This window comes from Gemmatimonadota bacterium (genome assembly GCA_026706345.1).
Lineage (GTDB): Bacteria > JAAXHH01 > JAAXHH01 > JAAXHH01 > JAAXHH01 > JAAXHH01.
The window spans coordinates 1-19,003 of record JAPOYX010000133.1 but is presented as its reverse complement, the minus strand read 5'-3'; the positions used below and the strand labels follow the sequence as shown (position 1 = coordinate 19,003).

The window sequence follows — 19,003 nt, the reverse complement described above, 5'->3', positions numbered from 1 at the left end:
CGCAGACGGTCACGGTGCGCGCCGTGGAGGACGCCGACGGTGTAGGCGAGCGGAATGTCGCCCTGACCCACGCCGCGGCGGTCCCCTCGGACAACACCCATGCCTACCACGGCATCACCATCCGCTCGGTGCTGGTGTCGGTTGAAGACAACGACGTGCGCACGGTCGTCGCGTCCACGGACGCGCTGGCGCTCGCCGAGGCCGACGATCCGGGAACCACAGAGGTCAAGGAGAACGAGGCAAGCTATACGCTGCGCCTCAGCCACGCGCCGAGCGACGATGTGACCGTGACCCTCTCGTCCTCCGGCGTTGCGCTGCATCTGAGTCCGGGCGAGCTCACCTTCACGCCATCGAACTGGAACGAGCCGCAGACGGTGACCGTGACCGCCATCGACGATGACATCGACAACGAGGATGAGCAGAGCACCGGGACGATCGTGCATGCAGTCTCGGCCTCCGGCGCCGACTATGCCGATGCGCCCGCGGTGGCGGTAAGCGCGACGGTGGCCGACGACGATGGGGCGCCGGTGCTGTCCATCGCATCGGCCGCGGTCGCCGAGGGCAACACCGGCAGCACCAACCTCGGCTTCACGGTGACGCTGGCGCCGGCGAGCGGGAAGACGGTCACGGTCGCGTGGGCCGATGTCGGGACGGGCACCGCGACGGCGGGCGCCGACTACGCCACCGTGACGGGCGGCACGCTCACCTTCGCCGCCGGCGAGACCACCAAGCAGCTCAATGTCTCGGTGACCGGCGACACCGCGGACGAATCCGACGAGACGGTGGCGCTCAGGCTCTCCTCACCCTCGAACGCGACGCTTGAGGGCGGGGGCGCAACCCTCGACGCCGCGGGTACCATCCTCGACGACGACGGCATCGGGGTCATCGTCTCGCTCGCCCGCAGCGGCAGCGCCGTCACCCTCACCGAAGGCACCGCCGAGGGCAGTTTGGCGCTCCCGGGCGACAAGCTGAGGTTCACCGTGACGCTCTCCCGCGCGCTCTTTGCCGGCGAGCGCATCGACGCGCCCCTCGTCCTGTCCGGCAAGGACATCACGGCCGGCGACTTCGCCGGCCTGGCCGCCAGCGACGGCGACGGGCTGAACACGGGCGTGAGCATCGAAAACGCGGACACGCTCACGCCCACGGTGATCTTCGCCGGGCGCGGCGCGCGCGTGGCGACGCTTGAGTTGGAGCCCACCGACACAGCGCTCGAGAATGACGAAGAGACGGTGACCGTGGCGCTCGGGTCGAACCAGCAGTTCGCCGCCGACACCCACACCAACGTGCCCGGCGGGGCGGGGCGCCATGCCGCGGCGAACGGCATCGATGCGACGGTGGCCGACGACGAATTCATCTTCGGCTTCACCAAGACCGGCAGGCACGACGTCGCCGAGGACGACGGCACGGCGAGCCTGGCGCTCACACTCTCGCGGGCGCTCAGCCGGGACATCGATGTCAGTTTCGTCTACCTCAACCGCGACACGCACGCCAACCCGCAGGACCCGGAAAATGACCCGGGGCCGTGGAAGGACGCCGCGACGAAGGGAGAGGACTACGAAGCGGCCTACGCGCGCCCCGAGTTCGCGACCATCAAGGCGGGCGCCACGAGCTTCACGCTGGAGTTCGACCTGGTTGACGACGACACGGTCGAGCCGACCGAGCGGTTGCGCATTCAGGCGGCGCCGGCCTGGCTGCCCATCGGTGTCGTGCCCGACCACATCGACGTTTACATCGCCGACAATGATCCGACGGTAACGATCGCTGCCGACTCCTCAGCCGTTACTGAGGGCGCGGGCGCGGCCTTCACGGTGCGCCGCAACGCGGTGTCGGCAAGCCCCATGACCGTCAACCTGAACGTGGCCGAGAGCGGGGGCGGGGACTTTGTGGCAGCCGGCGACGAGGGCGACACGACGGTCACCATCCCGGCCAACGAGGCGCAGGAATCCTACACCGTTGCGACGCAGACGGACCAGACACCCGAAGCGAGCAGCGAAGTCACGGTCACAGTGCGCCCGCCCACCACCCCCGGGACCTACTTCGTCGGCAAGGCCAACGCGGCGTCCGTCACGGTCCGCGACCCCTCGCTCGAAGTGGCGCTGGCGCCGGCGAAAGCCTCGGTCAGCGAGGCCGACAACACCGACGCCTACCTCGACTTCACCGTGACCAAGCCGAATGTCGATGCCGGCGAGTCACTGCACTACACCCTGTGCTTCGCCGGCACGGCGATGCGCGACGAGAATTCCTCGAAGGCGGAGGGTGAGGACTACCGGCTGGTATCTCCCGCCGGGAGCAGCTCGCTGCAATGGGACAGCGGCTGCGTCGCATACTCCCTCGGCCGGAACGACACCAGCCACACCTGGAGGCTCCAGGTCTTCGGCGACACGACCCCGGAGTCCGACGAGACCGTGACTGTGACCCTGGCCGCGAGCAGCGTGACGCCGCTGCCGGTCGGCTGGTCTATTGCCGCCGCGGGCAATCCCGCCACCTATAAAATCGTCAACGACGACGCGCTGCCGGTGACGCTGGCGGTGGGCGCTACCAGCATCAATGAATCGGGCAATGGCAACAGCACCGATATCACCGTGACCCTGGGCCGCGCACTCGTCGCGGGCGAGACCGTGACCGTGCCCCTCAGCGTGACCGGGGCCACGGTGACCGACCACTACACCCTGGCCAAGAAGGCCGGCGCGACCAACACCGGCGTCACGCTCTCAACAGCCAGTCCCCACAGCGCCCAGGACCCGGCGGTGGTGTTCGCTGGCGCCGACGCGCAGACCGCGACGCTCCTCCTGGCCGCGGTGAACAACAACGAGGCCGTGGCGCGCAGCGTGAGCATTGCCTTTGGCTCGGGCGCCCGCGCCCCCTCGAAGGACGGCTTCGGCGACAGTCTCGAGCCGTCGGGTTCGCCGCAGACGGTGGCCATCGTCAACGACGACGTCAAGGGCCTTGTGCTCTCGCCCGCCGCGCTGACCGTGGACGAGGGCACGGCGGCCACCTACACGGTGGCGCTCGCCACCGAGCCGGTCGGCGGCACGGTGACGGTGACCGTGGCCGGGACCTCCGGCACCGACCTGACGCTGGATACCGATCCGGACCAGAACGGCAACCAGGCCACCCTCGCGTTCACGGCGTCCGACTGGCACAGCGCGCAGACCGTGACGGTCACGGCCGCGCACGACAACGGCCCCGGCAACGACAGCGCGACGCTCACCCACACGGCATCGGGCGCGGACTACGGCTCGATCGCCAAGAGCCTGCCGGTGACCATCGACGACGACGAGGAACCGACGCCGACGCTGTCCCTGGCGCTGGCGCCGGGCGCGCCGGCCACGGTGGCCGAGGATGGCGACCCGGTGGAACTGCGGGTGGTGGTGGAGTCCGGGCGCTTCAATTACGACGATACGCTGTTTGACGAGGTGTTCCTTAAGGCCACGGGCACGGCCACCCGCGCGGACTACCGCCTGGAGTACCGCTGGCGGGACGGCTGGCGCCCGGCGCCCCCGCCCGCCCTGCCGGTGGCGGTGTACAGCAACGACGTGCCCCAGTACCAGCGGTTCCGGCTGGTGCCGCGCGACGACGGCCGCACCGAGGGCGCGGAGACGCTGCGCCTGGCACTCGTGCCCATCCCGGACAACCGCGTGGCGCACTACTCGCCCTACATCCTGGGCGAAGACACCGTCGTGGAGCTGACGCTCACCGACCCGGTGCCGCCGGGCACGCCGGTGGCGGCGTTCGCCACGGGTGAGGCCAGCGCGCCCGAGGACGGGGGCGCGGTGAGCGTGACGGTCACTTTCGACCCGGCGCCAACGGCGGCCCTGACGCTCAATTACACGGTCGACGGCAGCGCGACCGCGGGTGAGGATTACGAGGCACTGAGCGGGACGCTGGCGGTGTCCGCGGGTGCCGCCTCCGCCGACGTCGAAGTGGCCGTGACCGACGATGCCGTGGCCGACCCCGGCGAGACCGTGGTCCTGACACTTGACGCGGGCGAGGGGTATGCGGTGGGGGGCACACATGTCCACACGCTGACCATCGCCGACGACGAGGCGCCGCCGCCCGCGCCGCCGCCACCGCCTGCGGCCAGCATCGCCGCAGGTCCAAGCATCACCGAGGGCGGCAATGCGGTGTTCACTGTGTCCGTCGCGCCCGCGCCGACTGCCCCGGTGTTTGTGAACGTGAACGTGGCCGACAGTGGTCACTTCGCCAAGGCCGGCCAGACCGGCGCGCGCGCGGTGCGGGTCGGCCGCGACGGTGCCGGCGCGTTCTCGGTGCCCACCGTGGATGACGGGACCGAGGAGCCGGACGGCATGCTCACCGCCACCATTCGGACCGGCGAGGGCTACGCCCCGTCCGGGACCGACGCCAGCGCCAGCGTCGCGGTCAGGGACGATGACCCGCCGCTGGTCAGCATCGCCGCGGGGCCGGCCATCACCGAAGGCGGCGAGGCCACCTTCACCCTGACCGCCTCTCCCGCGCCCAAGGCCGCCATCACGGTGAACGTGACCGTGACGGACAGCGGCGCGTTTGCCGAGGACGGCCAGGACGGGGCGCGCCAAGTAGCGATCGGGACCTCCGGCACGGCCACCCTGACGGTAAAGACGAAGGACGATACGGGCGTGGACGAGCCCGACGGCACGCTCACCGCCACCATCGGGACCGGCACGGGCTACGCGCCGTCCGGCACGGCCGCCCGCGCCACGGTCGCGGTCGCGGACAACGACGACCCGCCGCCGCAGCCGCTGGTCAGCATTGCGCCGGACGAGGTGGTCACCGAGGGCGGTGACGTGACCTTCACGCTCACGGCCGCTCCGGCGCCCAAGTCTGCGCTCACCGTGAACATCGAGGTGACCGAGCGCGGCAGCTTTGCCGAGGCCGGCGCGACGGGCACGAAGATGGTCGATATCGACACCGCCGGCACGGGCACGCTGACCGTGGGCACCGATAACGACACGGGTGATGAGCCCCACGGCAGTATCACCGCCACCGTCAAGGCCGGGACGGGCTATGCGCCCTCGGCCACCGCGGGCGCTGCCACCGTCACGGTGCGTGACGACGATGACCCGCCCACCATCAGCATTGCCGCGGGGACGGCCATTACCGAGGGCGCGGCGGCGACCTTCACGCTCACCGCCCACCCCGCGCCCGGGGCCGCCATCACCGTGCACCTGGAAGTGGCCGACAGTGGCGACTTTGTGCGGCAGGGCCAGCAGGGCCAGCGCACGGTCGGTATCGATACGTCCGGCACGGGCACCCTGACCGTCAAGACGGTCGATGATAACGTGGACGAACCCGGCGGCACCCTCGCCGCGGAGGTCCGGCCCTCACCGGGCTACACGCCCTCGGGCGCGCACGGCACGGCCTCAGTGGCGGTGGCCGACAACGACGCCGCGCCCGCGGCCGAGTTCGGGGCGGCGACCGCGCAGGCGGACGAGGACGCCGGCACGGTGCAGGTGCGCATTGCGCTGGGCCGGCCCTCGGCCTCGGCGCTGGCGCTCACCTACACCGTGGGCGGCAGCGCCACCGCGGGGTCCGACTTCACCATCGCGAATTCCGGCAGTCTCACGGTGCCGGCGCTGGCCACGTCCGCGGACATACCGGTCACCCTCATCGACGATGCCGACGAGGAGCCCGCCGAGACGGTGGTGCTCACGCTCACCGGCGGGACCGGCTACACCCTGGGCAGGCGTCCCGCGCACACGCTCACTATTGCGGCCAGCGATACGACGCCGACCGTCACCGTCACGGGCGGGGGCACCATCACCGAAGGCGGCAGCGCCGCGTTCACGCTCACCGCCCACCCCGCGCCGGCGACGGACCTTGCGGTGAATCTCAGCATCGCCGACGCCCCGGGCAGCGACTTCGTGGCCCCCGGGGACGAGGGGAGCGATACGGTCACCCTCCCGGCCGGCAAGACCTCGGCGAGCTACCACGTCGCCACGGTGAGGGACGAGGCCCACGAGGCCGACGGCCCGGTGACGGCGACCCTGGCCGGGGGCGAGGGTTACGTCCTGGGCAGCCCCCACCGCGCCGGCGTCACCGTGGAGGACGACGACGCCCCGCTGCCCGCGGTGAGCGTGACGGCCGGGGCGGCCATTGACGAGGGCGGCCGGGCGAGCTTCACGGTGACCGCGACCCCGGCCCCCGCCACGCCGCTCAGGGTCACCCTGTATATCGTCCAGCAGGGCCGTGTCGCCGCGCCCGGCGCGACGGGCGAGGAGACGGTGACGGTGCCGACCTCAGGCTCGCTGACCCACAGGGTCAAGACGGTGGACGACAGTGAGGACGAGCCCAACGGCTCGGTCACGGCCACCGTGCGCGCGGGCGCCGGCTACACGGTGGCGGCTGCGGATGAGGCCAGCGTCACCGTGCGCGACAACGATGAGTCCAACTACGCGGGCATCGAGGTGTCGATCGGGGATGCGAGTGCGAAGGAGGGCGAGGACCTGGAGTTCGTGATTTCCCTGAGCCGGGCCGCGCCCGGCCCGATCACCGTGCAAACCCTCTGCTTTGCCGGTAAGGCCAACATCGGATACGACTTCGAATGCTATGGCAACAGCGTCACGTTCGAGCAGGGCGAGAGGACCCTCACCTACCGGGTGTGGGCGGTGGAGGACGACATCGACGAGGGCAATGAGACCTTCGAGCTCGAGATTCGCAACCCGCGCCCGGCGGTGGTGCGCATCACCCGCGCCATCGCCACCGGCACCATCGAGAACGACGGCCCGCTGCCGGCCGCCTGGCTGGGCCGCTTCGGCCGCGGCCTGGCGGAGCAGGCCGTGGACGGCATCACCGCCCGGCTGCAGGCGTCCCGCGCGCCGGGACTCAGCGGCCGCGTCCTGGGACGGGGGTTCACCGTCAACGGCGGCGCAACGGACAGAGACAGGCCACAGGGGATACAGACGCCGGACAGGCACGGGCCGCAGACACCGGATAGCTACGAGCCGCAAACGCCACAAGCGCATGGATCAGAGACGCCGGTGCACGGGCCGCAGACGGCGGAGGTGCACGAGTCTCAGGCGCCCACCGTTCGTCGTTCCGGCTCCGTTCGTCATTCCGGGCTTGACCCGGAATCCAGTAGACAGACCTTCATTATGCAGACGCCGGACAGGCACGGGCCACAGACAGCGGCTGTGCACGGGCCGCAGGCGGCGGCGCAAGGACAGCCGCCGGCCGGTGACGCCGTGCCGACCCCCGCCCCCGGCCTGCACGCCGCCGGGTCGCAGGTCCCCCCCGGGGTGCGCATCGCCCCCGGTGTGCACGCCGCCTCCGGCAGCGTGTTCCCGGACGACGCCCGGGAGACGACGTACACCACGCGCACGGTGACGCTGGCCGAGGCCCTGGCCGGGTCGGCCTTCAGCTACACCCGCGCCCCGGACGACGCCGGCGGCAGTGTCGCCCTGTGGGGCCGGGGCCTGCACGCCCGCTTTAGCGGCGCCGACGGGGCGCTGGGCCTGGACGGCGAATTGAGCACCGGCCTGCTGGGCGCGGACTATGCGCGGGCTAACTGGCAGGCCGGGGCGGCGCTGATGCTGACCGGCGCCGACGGCAGCTACCGGGGCGAACACGGCGAAGGTAAAGTGGAGGCGGCCCTGACCTCGGTGCTGCCCTATGCCGCCCTGCGCTGGGCACACACCGACATCTGGGGCGCGCTGGGCCACGGCCGCGGCCGCCTGACGCTGTCCCCCACGCGGGAGTCCGGGGCGCTGACCGAGATTCTCAAGACCGACCTGGGCTGGTACCTGGCCGCCGGCGGGGTGCGCAGCCACATCGGCGCCCTGCTCGGGGAGGCGGGCCCCGAGCTGGCCCTGGTGGGCGATGCGCAGTGGACGCGCACGACATCAAAGGAGATTGTCGGCATGGAGTCCGCCGCGGCCGGGACCGCGCGCCTGCGCCTGGGCCTGGAAGGCGGCTGGTCCTTGGCGCTACCGGGGGAGAACACGCTGCAGCCCGCCCTCGAGGCCGGCCTGCGCTATGACGCCGGGGACGCCGAGACCGGACTGGGGATAGAGCTGGGCGCGGCGTTGCGCTGGGAGAGCGCGCGCCTCGGCCTGACTGCGGAAGTTGAAGGCCGCACCCTGGTGGCGCACCGGGACACGTCATTTGAGAACTACGGCCTCTCGGCCGCCCTGGCCTTCGACCCGGACCTCAGCTCCCTGCTGGGCCCGTCCCTGACCGTGACCCACCGGCTCGGCGGCCCGTCCTCGGGCGGCCTGGACGCCCTGTTCGCGAGCGAGCTGCCCACAAGCAACCCGGGCGGCGCACAAGGCCATTGGAGTGCCGAGGCCGCCTGGGGCCTGCCCGTGCTCCGCGGCCGCTTTGTCGGTTCTCCCACCCTGGGCTATACCCTGGGCGGCGGGGCCGGCGACTACACCCTGGGCTGGCAACTCACCCCGGCCGGGCCGCACGCGCCCGACCTCAGCATCGACCTCTCCGCCACCCGCCGCACACCGCCCGGCGCCGCCGCCGAGTACGAGGCCGCCATCCGCGTCACGTCACGCTGGTAAAGCCTCCCCGCTCGTCATTCCTCGGCGACACAACGACAATACCGGGGCAACACCGGATGAACCGGCCAAAACAGGGACGAACCGGCGGCCATGCCCTGCCGTTTTGAGGCGGCAATGACTGTTTCTCCTACTGTAAATGGGGACATTTATATAAATGCAATAAATTACGTCTGCATGTTACCTTGGTGAGATATACGGGCCAAGTCCGACAGACTGCTAGTCAGGGGTTATCTGGATGCAGGTATTCCAACACCACGTCTTCAGGCGGCAGGCAAATTTCATCATCACAGGCCTGCAACCGTATTTTGAGGTCCAGCCTCCGGTCATGGAAAAACTCCCGGTCCGGCGGAGGCCTCAATTCCAGGGGAATGTCGACACTGTTTTCATACAGCGCGAGCTTCCCGTCTTCAAATGACAACTCTTTCAGCCGGGGTTCGGGGTAAGAGACCCTGAGCAACTCCCATCGGCCGCGGTTTCCGGCAATGTTTATGTCCAGCGGGATAAGGTTTTCAGCTCCGGGGCGGTAAGCATTGACATGCCATCCCGGTGCGATATCCAGGTTGATCCGGATCTTGTCGTAATCCTCCGCTTTCCGCGCCGTTAACTTTATCTCTCCGCGGGCGGCATACTCGGTGTCGCCTGCGGCATTGTTCAGATACCTGTCGACGGCAACCATAAAATACGGACTGGTTCCGGCCTGTTCGCCCAGCACCGCAGAAAACGTCTCGATTAACCGGACGGCAAGGTTTTTATAATCCCAGTCCCTGACACGGCTCGACAGGCTTACCAGGACATGCAACGCCGCGGAATTCCCGGAAGGCATATCACCGTCACGAAATTGTTTAGGCATGACAAAAAGGGTGTCCTCAACTTCGCTCATGTAGAAACCGCCGGCCTCGCGGTCCCAGAACCTGTCCACCATTGTCCGGACCAGTTCAACAGCCCGTTCCAGCCACACCCGCTCTCCGGTGGCGTCATACAAGGCAATCAACCCTTGGGCGAAATACGCATAGTCGTCCTGTGTCGCCTTGCCGGAAGACCGGCCGGCGTAATGTATGCGCAACAGGCTGCCGTCATTGCTGCGCTGGCGCTTCCAGAGGAACTCGGCTGTTGCTGTTGCGGCTCCAAGGTACTCCTGCCGGTCCAGCGCCCGGGCGGACATAGCCAGCGCGGCAATCGCCATGCCGTTCCAGGCCACCAGGGTTTTTCTGTCAACCAGCGGATGCGGCCGTTTCTCCCTCTCCAGGCGCAGTCTTTCCCGAATGCCGTCCAGTCTTGAGATCAATTCCAGCTCGTCCATATCCAGGTTTTTTGCCAGATCAGGTAATTCATCGGGAAAATGCAGAATATTTCTCCCGTTAAAGTTGCCTTGTTCCGTTAGCCCGAAAACCGAACGCGCAAGCGCTGCATCTCCGGGCGGGAGTGAATGGTTTATCTCATCAAGAGACCACACGTAAAAGCGGCCCTCTTCTCCGGCGCTTTCCGCATCCACGGCCGAATAAAAGCCGCCATCAGGGGATCTCATGTCACGTAACATAAAGTCCAGTGTCTGCTCCGCGATACGCGCAAAAAACCTGTTCCCCGTATAGCGGTAGGCGTCAAGGTAGACCCTGGCCATATTAGCCTGGTGGTACAGCATTTTTTCAAAATGCGGGACCAGCCAACGCGCATCTGTCGAATAGCGGTGAAATCCGCCGCCCACCTGGTCATACAGCCCGCCATGGGCCATCATCGTCAACGTATGTTCCGCAGCGGCAATGCCTGTTTCATTCATGTTGCGGTAGCCGTGCTGCAACAACAACATCAGGGACGATTCATTGGTAAACCTGGGCGCCCCGCCGAACCCGCCCCACTGTTGATCGTAGCCATATAAAATCCGGGAAACGGCGCCTTGCACCAGGTCCGGGCCGATAGCGGCTACCCTGCCCCTGGCCTGCATGGAGCCCGTTACGGCATCTGCGATCTTCTCCGCCAGCAAGTCCAGGTCATCGTGCTGCGTTGCCCACAACTCCCTGACCTGTTTGAGCAGTCCCAGGAACTCGTCCTGCGGGTAATAGGTACCTGAATAAAACGGTTTTCCGTCATGGGTCAGGAAACTTGACAGGGGCCATCCTCCCTGCCCTTTTGTGAGCAGTAACGCCGACATATATATTTCGTCGATATCGGGGCGTCTTTCCCGGTCCACTTTAACGGGGATAAAATGTTCGTTCAGGTACCGGGCAATCGCGATGTCTTCAAAACTCTCCCTCTCCATTACGTGACACCAGTGGCAGGTGGAATAACCAATCGACAAAAACACCGGTTTACCCTCCTCCCCGGCGCGCGCAAACGCCTCGCTGCCCCAGCTATGCCAGTTCACGGGGTTATGCGCATGTTGCAACAGGTATGGGGAATCTTCGAAGATTAACCGGTTTATGAACAGCGGCCGTCCATCCGGGCCCAGGTGCCTTGTCCTGGGCCGGTAGTCCTCTCCCCTGTCCGTAAGCGCCTGGCGCAGTTCCGACTGCAGTGGCTCGGAACAGGACAGCTGACCCGACAGACAATCGGCTGCCTGCGCAGGGCCCAGGCAAACCGCCAGCACACAGATAATTGCCCGGTAAGCAGGCATCCCGAACGCTCAGGGACTACCGGACGGCAACTCCCGGATTTCAGGAGGGAGCGAGGAGATGTTCACTGCCTTCGGTTCGACTATGCATGCCTCCCTGCACAATCCGCAGCCCGTGCAGATGTCCGGGTTGATCTCAGGCTTTTCCATCTTCCAGGTCATTGCGCCGGGGACCGGGCAGGCAGGTTTGCAGGCGCCGCACTCTGGCCCCAGGTAAGGCAGGCAAGCCGAGACGTTGATTTCCGCATGCGCCAGTTTCGGTAACGGCGCGTCCTCATCTTCGGCCGTGGCGGGAAGGCGCAACGCGTCCGGTTCACAGGCGTTGACACACGGCCAGTCATCGCAGAGATGACAACCCCTGTTCAGCACATCCATTGCCGGCGTGCCCACGACCTGTGCGCCAAGTCTAGCCGGCAATTTAAAGAGGACATTATGGGGACAGGCCTCTATGCACTTGTCACAGCGGGTACAGGCAAGCAGGAATTCCAGTTCAGCCTGGGCATAAGGCGGCCGAATCCAGTGCCTGGCGCGTTGTGTCACGGATTCATCCGCAAGCCGGACGGCTGTTTCAGCGGCTTTCTGCAAACCCATCCTGAAAAAGTTACGCCTGTCCATTTTGCTCAAAATCTCATCATCATGGGCTGCATCAGCAACCAGACATGCAGCCCGGTAATGGTAATTGCAAACATTATCATGGGTGACAGGCGCAAGCCTGCAGCGCCGGCCAATACGTATCCGCGATGTTGGATCACTTTCAGGCTTATCCAGAACCCGAATGCGAGCAGGGCTGCTTGCGATGCAAACAGGAAATCCTGTGAGAACAGGATATCCTGGTGCCTGCTGTGTTTTTCCATCATGCTCAAGGGCTGCGCGCCCAGTCCGAAAGGATTGAGCAACAGCGCGCCGAAACCTGAACTTTCCCGGAACAGGTGGCTTAAATTGTGCGCCAGGTGATAACTGAATGCCAGCGGAAGTGAAACGAAGACAAAACCGGAAAACAGTTTTTTAAACTCCGATCTGCCGGGACAGATCTTTTGCGTGAGCCGCACAAAGAACGCATAGGCCAACACCACTACCAGCATACCGGATAACAGCAAAATGGAAAAACTCCACAACAGTTTCCCCGAATCATTCACCAGCGCGGCCAGAGACAGCAACCAGACTTCGAAAAATGGCGCCATGGATATGCCGTGAAACTCCGTTAATGCCAACAGGCCCAGCATAAACCATGCTTCATCCCAATGCGGGCGGGCATCTTCAATGGCTTCCCTGCTGGGCGCGCGCAGGCGCCAGGCGACATTATTGTCCGGGCAACTCCTGGCGCAATTCCCGCAGGAAGTGCAATAGGTGTTCTGTTTCAACCGCCCCATCACCAGGTGAGTCGGGCAGGGATCGACGGTTTCCGATCCGTAATAACATTCCAGTGTCTTGCACCCGGCGCAGATATCCGTATTGACGGGCCTGAGTTCGACCGGCGCGAGTTGGGAATAGAACCCGATGGTCCTGCCTACCGGACAGAAGTACCGGCAAAAGGCCTTGCCTTCGAAAACGGCCAGGCTGGCCGTGGCCATCAGCACCATTGCCAGGGCCAGCAGCGCCGTCATATACGGGCTGGAGGTAACGCCGACGCCCAGTTCAAACCAGGTCAGGACGATAAACAGGACCAGGGCCGGCCAGACACTGCGCAGCCTGCGGGACACCCTGAGATTAAGGCTGTTATTGGGATGCGCGCGGCGCCACAGGCGGCGGCGAACCAGCCAGGTGGCAATGGCGTCCCAGGGGCAGATTGCGCACCAGGCAGAGCCGAGAAAAAAAACAGAAATGATGAGGCCGGCCCACCATATGTTCCAGGTCAGTACCGTTGCAATATTTCTTTCGGGAATCTGGGAACCGGACAATCCCGCGGCAATGACCAGGACAAACAGGCACACCACGGTAATTTTCAAAAACAATAATATGACGGGTGTTCCGGTCAGGGCGCGCACAAACGCGCCCAGAACGGGTATGTTCGCCAGGCTGATCGTCTTTGCCGGCCTGCCGGACACGGTGTTCGCCAGCAGGATATAAGCACTCAGCGCCAGCATGAAAACACATAGCGCCGCGGCCCATACTGAAGGAAGCCCCGGATGTACCATCATCATCCTGCCCTGTCCTGGCGCCCGCTTCTGATTTTATCGCTGATGAGGCGATTGCGCTGAACGAAATTCACGGTGATCAACAGCATCATAATGGCGGCAACGGTCAGTCCGAGCGGACCCCAGCGGGCAGGTTCGCCAATCTGTAAGGGAAAATCTATCTGGTAGGGTTCTCCACCCGCTTCAAACTCGGCGCGCACAATGAAATTGCCGGCTTCACGAAATTCGAATCCCTGCCGGAACACATTGTCATCCGGTAGTTGTACGCCGAGAAGTTCCTCGTCGTCATTGAACAGGCTGTCATCCCGCACCTTGAATGCCACTTCTCCATCGAAGGGCCTGCCATTATCAATGCGCGAGGCATACAGGTTTACCCTGCCCGGCTGATTAGGACTCGGAAAAGCGGGGAATACCATGTAGGTAACATAATAATTACCTATCTGTGTTTCAACCTGCATACTCGGCGGTGTGGTCGAGTCTTCATTGAGGCTGTATGAGGGTCTGCCGAGCACGTGGTGCGCCTGAACGGGAACGGATAGAACGATAATCAAAACAAGCAGGCACAGACCGGAACAGTGTCTATCTTCAATACTCATTTTCACGGTAATGCCTGCCGAGATGCCCCGGACCCTGGTTGGGTATGTCCTTTATATCTACCTTGAACACCAGCGCATCCGTGGGACAGACAGCAATACAGGCTGTGCAGTTATTGCATTCCTGGCCGAAGCCGTCGCGCATGGGGTTGAGTTCAAATTCGCACACTGCCGTGCATTTCGCGCAATCGTTGCAGGTTTCCACCTTTCGTTGTATGCGCAACACCCGGTAACGTCCAAGCAATGAATACAGCGCCCCTCCCGGACAGACGTAACGGCAAAACCCGCGCCGCGCCACCAGTAAATCAAACAACAGGGTCAGTACGAAAAATACCGCCCCGGCGCCAAATCCCCCCAGGGCGATCGCGTAATATATCTCGCGTCCGATGATGGCAGGCGGGTAGACGGCCGCGAACAATACCGAACCGGTGATCATCGATAATATGACTCCGATACCCAGCACCAGGTATTTCAGGCGCCGGTCAAAATGGCGGTTGCCCACAGGCAATCCCACCCGGTGCAACCAGGCGGCCAGGTTGGTGTTGAGTTCATACAGCAGGGTGGCAGGGCAGATCCAGCCACAGAATATCCGGCCGAACATGAGTGTGACAATCACGGGGATGAGCGCGGCAAGCAAGAAAGACGGATAAATCTCCAGGCCGGCGGAGACCTGGCCGACTACGGCCAGCGGGTCGCTGACCTTTACATCAAATACGGTCGCAGCCCAGGTGGTGCCTTTGACCGCGTCGAGATCGTGTTCCGGGTCGCTGACAAACGGGTCGGTCAACGTCTCCATGACGTCATAAAACAACTGTTCGGACGGCGTGAGCAGGTCATAGGCATGAGCAGCCACATACGCCTGGTAAATGCTGATACAGGGCAACAGGATCAGTACCAGGAATACGCCGGTCAGGGTGACCCAGCGCAGTTTGTTCAGGTGGCGAATATGAGGTGTCATGGAACCTGACCGTCTGGCGCCTGGTTTCGAAGCGGCCTCACAGACTGTGGTTTGGTATCACCCGAATTGCCTGCGGTATCTGGATGCACGAACGCTCACACAGACCGCAACCGACGCAGGCGTCCTGCACATGGGGTTGTTCCATCCATCCCACCTTGATGGCGATGTCGGGTAACGGGCAGGCCCGGTAACAGACGCCGCATGATTTTCCCTGGTAGGACAGGCACAGGCTTTCATTGACGCGGGCTTTACCCATGGCGACGGAATCCAGGATGGTTTCCGCCTCACGCGTTATGGATTGAATGGCCCCGGTCGGACACACGTCACCGCATTTCATACACAGGATACAGGCCTGTTCCCGCGGCGTTATGTACGGAGTGCCGTAAGAACTAAAGCCGTTTTCCGTCCCGAAAAATTTTATGCAGCGGTTGGGGCATGCCTCGCCGCACTGGCCGCAACGTATACAACGGCTGACAAACTTGGCTTCGTCCAGGGAACCGGGCGGGCGCAGGTAACGAATTCCCGTCTTTTGGGCCACCCGCGCCGTCGCGGCCGGCGCAGCAGCCATGGCGGTCGCTGCGGAAACCAGGTCCTGTAAAAATTTCCTGCGTTTCATAGATGCCACCCTGCGCAAGAGGGGTAACGTAATCCGTTACTCCTCACCTGAATTCCGTCCGGAACATTTACACCTTTTCAATCCTGCATGCCAGCTTTTTGAAATCCACCTGGCCCGATATCAGGTCCCAGACCCGGCTGGATGTATTATTAACCAGCCATTTGTTCTTTTTCGGGTCTGCACTGTCGGCAACCGACAGGTTCCAGGGGCTGAACATGTATCCCCGCGGCACCGAATTGCGCGCAGGCTTCACCAGGCTGTTAGTCCCCACCTGCGCCCTGGCTTCGTAATTGCCGCGCCGGGTAATGAGCCTCACCTTGTCACCATCTTCTATGCCCAAAGTCTTCGCATCATCCGGATGCATTTCAACATACTGCTCCGGGACCAGGCGGCGGGTAGTCGCGCTGCGGTTGGATTTGGCCGTATGAAAATGTTCATAAACCACGCCCAGGCCGAGCCAGTAGGGGTATTTGTCCGCGGGTACGTCCTGCCATTTGTTCCCGCGGAAATCCTCATCGGGGAGATCCGGGGTCAGCCCCTTGTCGCGGGCCTCTTCAAGAAGGGCGATATTATCGATGGTATACACGCCTTCCTTGTCGCCGAACTCCATCAATTTATCCGTGACGCGTTTGCGGTCGCTGTAATCCTGTTCACACAACTTGAAGTGCACCTTGCCGTCTTTTGTCCTGAAATAACCGTACGGCCGGCTCTCCCAGTCACCTTCCTGCAACATGTACCGGCGCTTGGTGCCGCCGCCCCTGGCAATGGCGTAAGTGGGGGCCGGCCACTGGATACCGCGCAGCTTGCGTATCTGCTCATACGGACTGACATTGTCCACTTTCTCAACTTCGAGTATGCCCGTCAGGTCGGTATCCGTCCCGGCAGACGCCTGGATGACATCCCGGAATACCTCCTCGGCGTCGTAGGTGCCGTCTTCCCGTTTCCGGTAGGGGAATATCGTATCCGCATCAAGCCCCAGCAGGTGCGCGACTTCCTTCCCCTTGTCGATCACCATGTCCATATCAGGGTGACACCCGGGAGGCGGTTCGGCAGCCTTGTCGCAAATGTTGATGCGGCGTTCCGAACTGATATAGACACCTGTCACCTCGCCCCAGGTCGCTGCGGGAAAGATGACGTCCGCATAGAGATTATTGGGGGCATGGCGATAGATCTCCTGCACTATGTTGAACGTTTTCATCAGCGCCGGACGAATCAGGTTCTGCTGGTCCGGTAAATCAATATGCGTCGCATACACCAGGAACATCGCCTTGACCTCATCCTTCAGGGCGCGTTCCATCATCCCCACCGCATAGCCCGGGTTCTCCGATTTCAGCGCGCGTTCCAGGTTCTGTTCGGGGACGCGCCAGGACTTTGCCATGTGCGCAAGATGTTTCAGGTTGGATAACGGTTCATTAAACGGCAGGCGTCCCGTCAAGCCGCCGGTAAAGCGTTCGCCCATCGCATTCGGTTGGCCCGTCATCGAAAACGGACCGCAGCCGGGCTTGGCCAGGTTGCCCGTTAAAGCCAGCAGGTTGATGATGGAGATGACATTGTGCTGGCCGTGGATATGCTGGTTGTAACCGATCCCCCACATTATGATCACGCCGCCGTAACCGGCCGCGTGACTTTTCTTGCTGCGCTCCAGGCGTTTGCGCGTGGCGTCGGCAAACATGCCGGCCACGAGGCGTATCAGTTCAGGGGTGACTTCATCCGAACCCATGCGGTCCTGTACCTGTTCCGGGCTGTAATTCTGTAATACCCCGCTGGAATATTCCTGCCAACCGGTAGCATGATCCTTTACAAACTCCCAATCGATGACATCAGGATGTTCCTTGATCAGGACATGGGCAAGCGCATTCAAAAAACTGATATCGCCGTTGAGAACCGGCACATGTACGCTGTTTTCCGGGTTGATATCTTCATAACCCTGGGTCGTACCGGTGCGGCGAGGATCAACCACGACCGTCGGGATATCCTTTTTCTTTTTGTGGTCAGCCGCCCGCCAGAAGATAATCGGATGCGATTCCCGGGCGTTATGCCCGAAGTGCATGATCATGTCGCTGAGTTCAATGTCCTCATAAGCCAGCGGCGGCGTGTCAGATCCTAACGATGCAAAATAGCCCGTTACCGCGGAGGTCATGCACATCCTGGCATTTGCTTCAATGGTATTGGAACCAAGAACGCCCTTCATAAACAGGTTTTCCAGGTACTGGCCTTCCATGGTCAGCTGACCGGAGCCGTACAGGGCAATGGAATTCCCGGTATACTTCTTCGCAAAGTGCGCGATCTTGTGCGCTACTAATCCTGATGCCTGTTCATAAGGCACCCGCACAAAATGCTCTTCATCGAAAGAGCCCTTACTCTTGCTGACAAAATCCATATCTCCATGACCGGGCTTATTCCATTCCTCCCAGACATCCTTACGCACGTATGGATCACCTTCCATACGATCGATATACATGGGTTCCGCAGCCGTCAGTCCCTTGATGCACTGCAAGCCGTAATTGGTCGGGTGGTCCTTGTCCGGACGCATGGAAACAATCTTGCCGTTCTCCGTCAATATGATGGTGCCGCAGCCGACACCGCAATAAGGGCACTGCGCCAGGGCAGTACCGCGGGTAACAGCAGCGGCGGAGGCAGGCGCTGCTTCCAGTTCCGGGTTATTGCCGACGTACAGACTTGCCCCTGCAGCCGATCCGGTTATAAATGCGCCACTTTTCAGGAAATCTCTTCTGCTGGTTTTTATACGTTTCATGTGCTCTCTCCTAATGGTTCTGTTTTTCCAGTTCGCGCAAATAAACAATAATGTCGTCGATTTCCTGATCGGTAAGGTTTGCAAGGCCCGCAGGCCCGGAGAAACCGCGCATGCGGGTATTGGAACGGCCAAATTTTATGGTAGTGCGGATAAACCCGTCTGAGACCTTGTTGAGAAACCCGGCTTTCCCGATTGCGGTACCGGTGCCGCCGGCAATGTAGCCGTCACCCTGGGGACCATGGCAGGTGGCGCAAATCTGATCGAACCAGAGCTTCCCTGCAACGGGATCACCCTGTGCCCTGTGCTGGCTATCGATTTCAGCGGATCGGTCAGGCAATTCGGAGTGAGCCCTGAGGTATACGCCTATAGCCTCGATTCCATCCAGTCCCAGGTGAGCAAACGGGGGCATGCCCGTACCCAGGCGGCCGTCGCGAATTGTTCCCAGCAGCAATTCGTCTGAAGCGGTCGACAGAAATTCAGGATTGGTCAGGGACGGCGCAAATCCGGCTTTCCCTATGGCATCTGCCTGGTGACAGAATACGCAGTTTTTCTCATATAAGTCCTTTCCCTTGGCGATCACCAGGGAATCGTCGGATATGGCGGTGGTTGGAACCAACAGGCAAAGTAATAGCGCATACATCGCTCCAGAATTAAATTGCCCCATGTTTTTCATTTTAATACCCCCTTAATCCAAGCCCTCCTTCTGTGTGCCGTAAGCGAGGTGGCGCTAACGCGTGTCCCTGCTTTAATCATGGCAAACGAGTACCCGGTTGTCAACGTTCAGTGTTTTCCAATATGAAATGAGCCTGAAGGGCGGACGTGATTCCAACATGAAAT

9 protein-coding genes are annotated in these 19,003 nt (G+C 62.9%); 1 reads left to right on the top strand and 8 read right to left on the bottom strand.

Annotation, left to right across the window (positions count from 1 at the left end; genetic code table 11):
- Positions 1 to 23 precede the first annotated feature (23 nt).
- The gene (locus OXG98_08560) at positions 24 to 8,504 is read left to right on the top strand and encodes a hypothetical protein (protein MCY3772057.1); all 8,481 of its coding nucleotides are present in this window, start codon (positions 24 to 26) and stop codon (positions 8,502 to 8,504) included.
- Between the two features lie 220 nt (positions 8,505 to 8,724).
- Here OXG98_08560 and OXG98_08555 read toward each other — a convergent pair whose 3' ends face one another.
- From OXG98_08555 to OXG98_08520, 8 genes are all read right to left on the bottom strand, one after another.
- A complete protein-coding gene (locus OXG98_08555; protein MCY3772056.1) occupies positions 8,725 to 11,112 on the bottom strand; it encodes a DUF255 domain-containing protein in 2,388 nt (795 codons plus the stop codon).
- A gap of 9 nt (positions 11,113 to 11,121) precedes the next feature.
- Positions 11,122 to 11,649 carry a 4Fe-4S dicluster domain-containing protein gene (locus OXG98_08550; protein MCY3772055.1) on the bottom strand — a complete coding sequence of 176 codons (528 nt, stop codon included), beginning with the start codon at positions 11,647 to 11,649 and terminating at the stop codon, positions 11,122 to 11,124.
- An 80-nt stretch (positions 11,650 to 11,729) separates the two neighbouring features.
- Positions 11,730 to 13,250, bottom strand: coding sequence for a 4Fe-4S binding protein (locus tag OXG98_08545; protein MCY3772054.1), 1,521 nt, complete (start codon positions 13,248 to 13,250; stop codon positions 11,730 to 11,732).
- Entirely contained in the window at positions 13,247 to 13,840 is a 594-nt protein-coding gene (locus OXG98_08540) for a hypothetical protein (GenBank protein ID MCY3772053.1), read from the bottom strand. Before OXG98_08540 ends, OXG98_08545 begins: the two co-directional genes overlap by 4 nt.
- Positions 13,830 to 14,795: a 4Fe-4S binding protein gene (locus tag OXG98_08535; protein ID MCY3772052.1), complete on the bottom strand. Its 966-nt coding sequence runs from the start codon at positions 14,793 to 14,795 to the stop codon at positions 13,830 to 13,832. Before OXG98_08535 ends, OXG98_08540 begins: the two co-directional genes overlap by 11 nt.
- A 37-nt stretch (positions 14,796 to 14,832) precedes the next feature.
- Positions 14,833 to 15,420 carry a 4Fe-4S dicluster domain-containing protein gene (locus tag OXG98_08530; GenBank protein ID MCY3772051.1) on the bottom strand — a complete coding sequence of 196 codons (588 nt, stop codon included), beginning with the start codon at positions 15,418 to 15,420 and terminating at the stop codon, positions 14,833 to 14,835.
- A 58-nt stretch (positions 15,421 to 15,478) separates the two neighbouring features.
- Positions 15,479 to 18,166, bottom strand: a complete 2,688-nt coding sequence (locus OXG98_08525) for a molybdopterin-dependent oxidoreductase (protein MCY3772050.1) — start codon at positions 18,164 to 18,166, stop codon at positions 15,479 to 15,481.
- Between the two features lie 10 nt (positions 18,167 to 18,176).
- Positions 18,177 to 18,839, bottom strand: coding sequence for a c-type cytochrome (locus tag OXG98_08520; protein MCY3772049.1), 663 nt, complete (start codon positions 18,837 to 18,839; stop codon positions 18,177 to 18,179).
- Between the last annotated feature and the right edge of the window lie 164 nt (positions 18,840 to 19,003).

Bases quoted from the DNA above. Each gene is read 5' to 3' on its own strand.
- OXG98_08525 (MCY3772050.1), bottom strand. From the start codon at position 18,166: ATGAAACGTATAAAAACCAGCAGAAGAGATTTCCTGAAAAGTGGCGCA.
- OXG98_08540 (MCY3772053.1), bottom strand. From the start codon at position 13,840: ATGAGTATTGAAGATAGACACTGTTCCGGTCTGTGCCTGCTTGTTTTG.
- OXG98_08545 (MCY3772054.1), bottom strand. From the start codon at position 13,250: ATGATGATGGTACATCCGGGGCTTCCTTCAGTATGGGCCGCGGCGCTA.
- OXG98_08520 (MCY3772049.1), bottom strand. From the start codon at position 18,839: ATGAAAAACATGGGGCAATTTAATTCTGGAGCGATGTATGCGCTATTA.
- OXG98_08555 (MCY3772056.1), bottom strand. From the start codon at position 11,112: ATGCCTGCTTACCGGGCAATTATCTGTGTGCTGGCGGTTTGCCTGGGC.
- OXG98_08535 (MCY3772052.1), bottom strand. From the start codon at position 14,795: ATGACACCTCATATTCGCCACCTGAACAAACTGCGCTGGGTCACCCTG.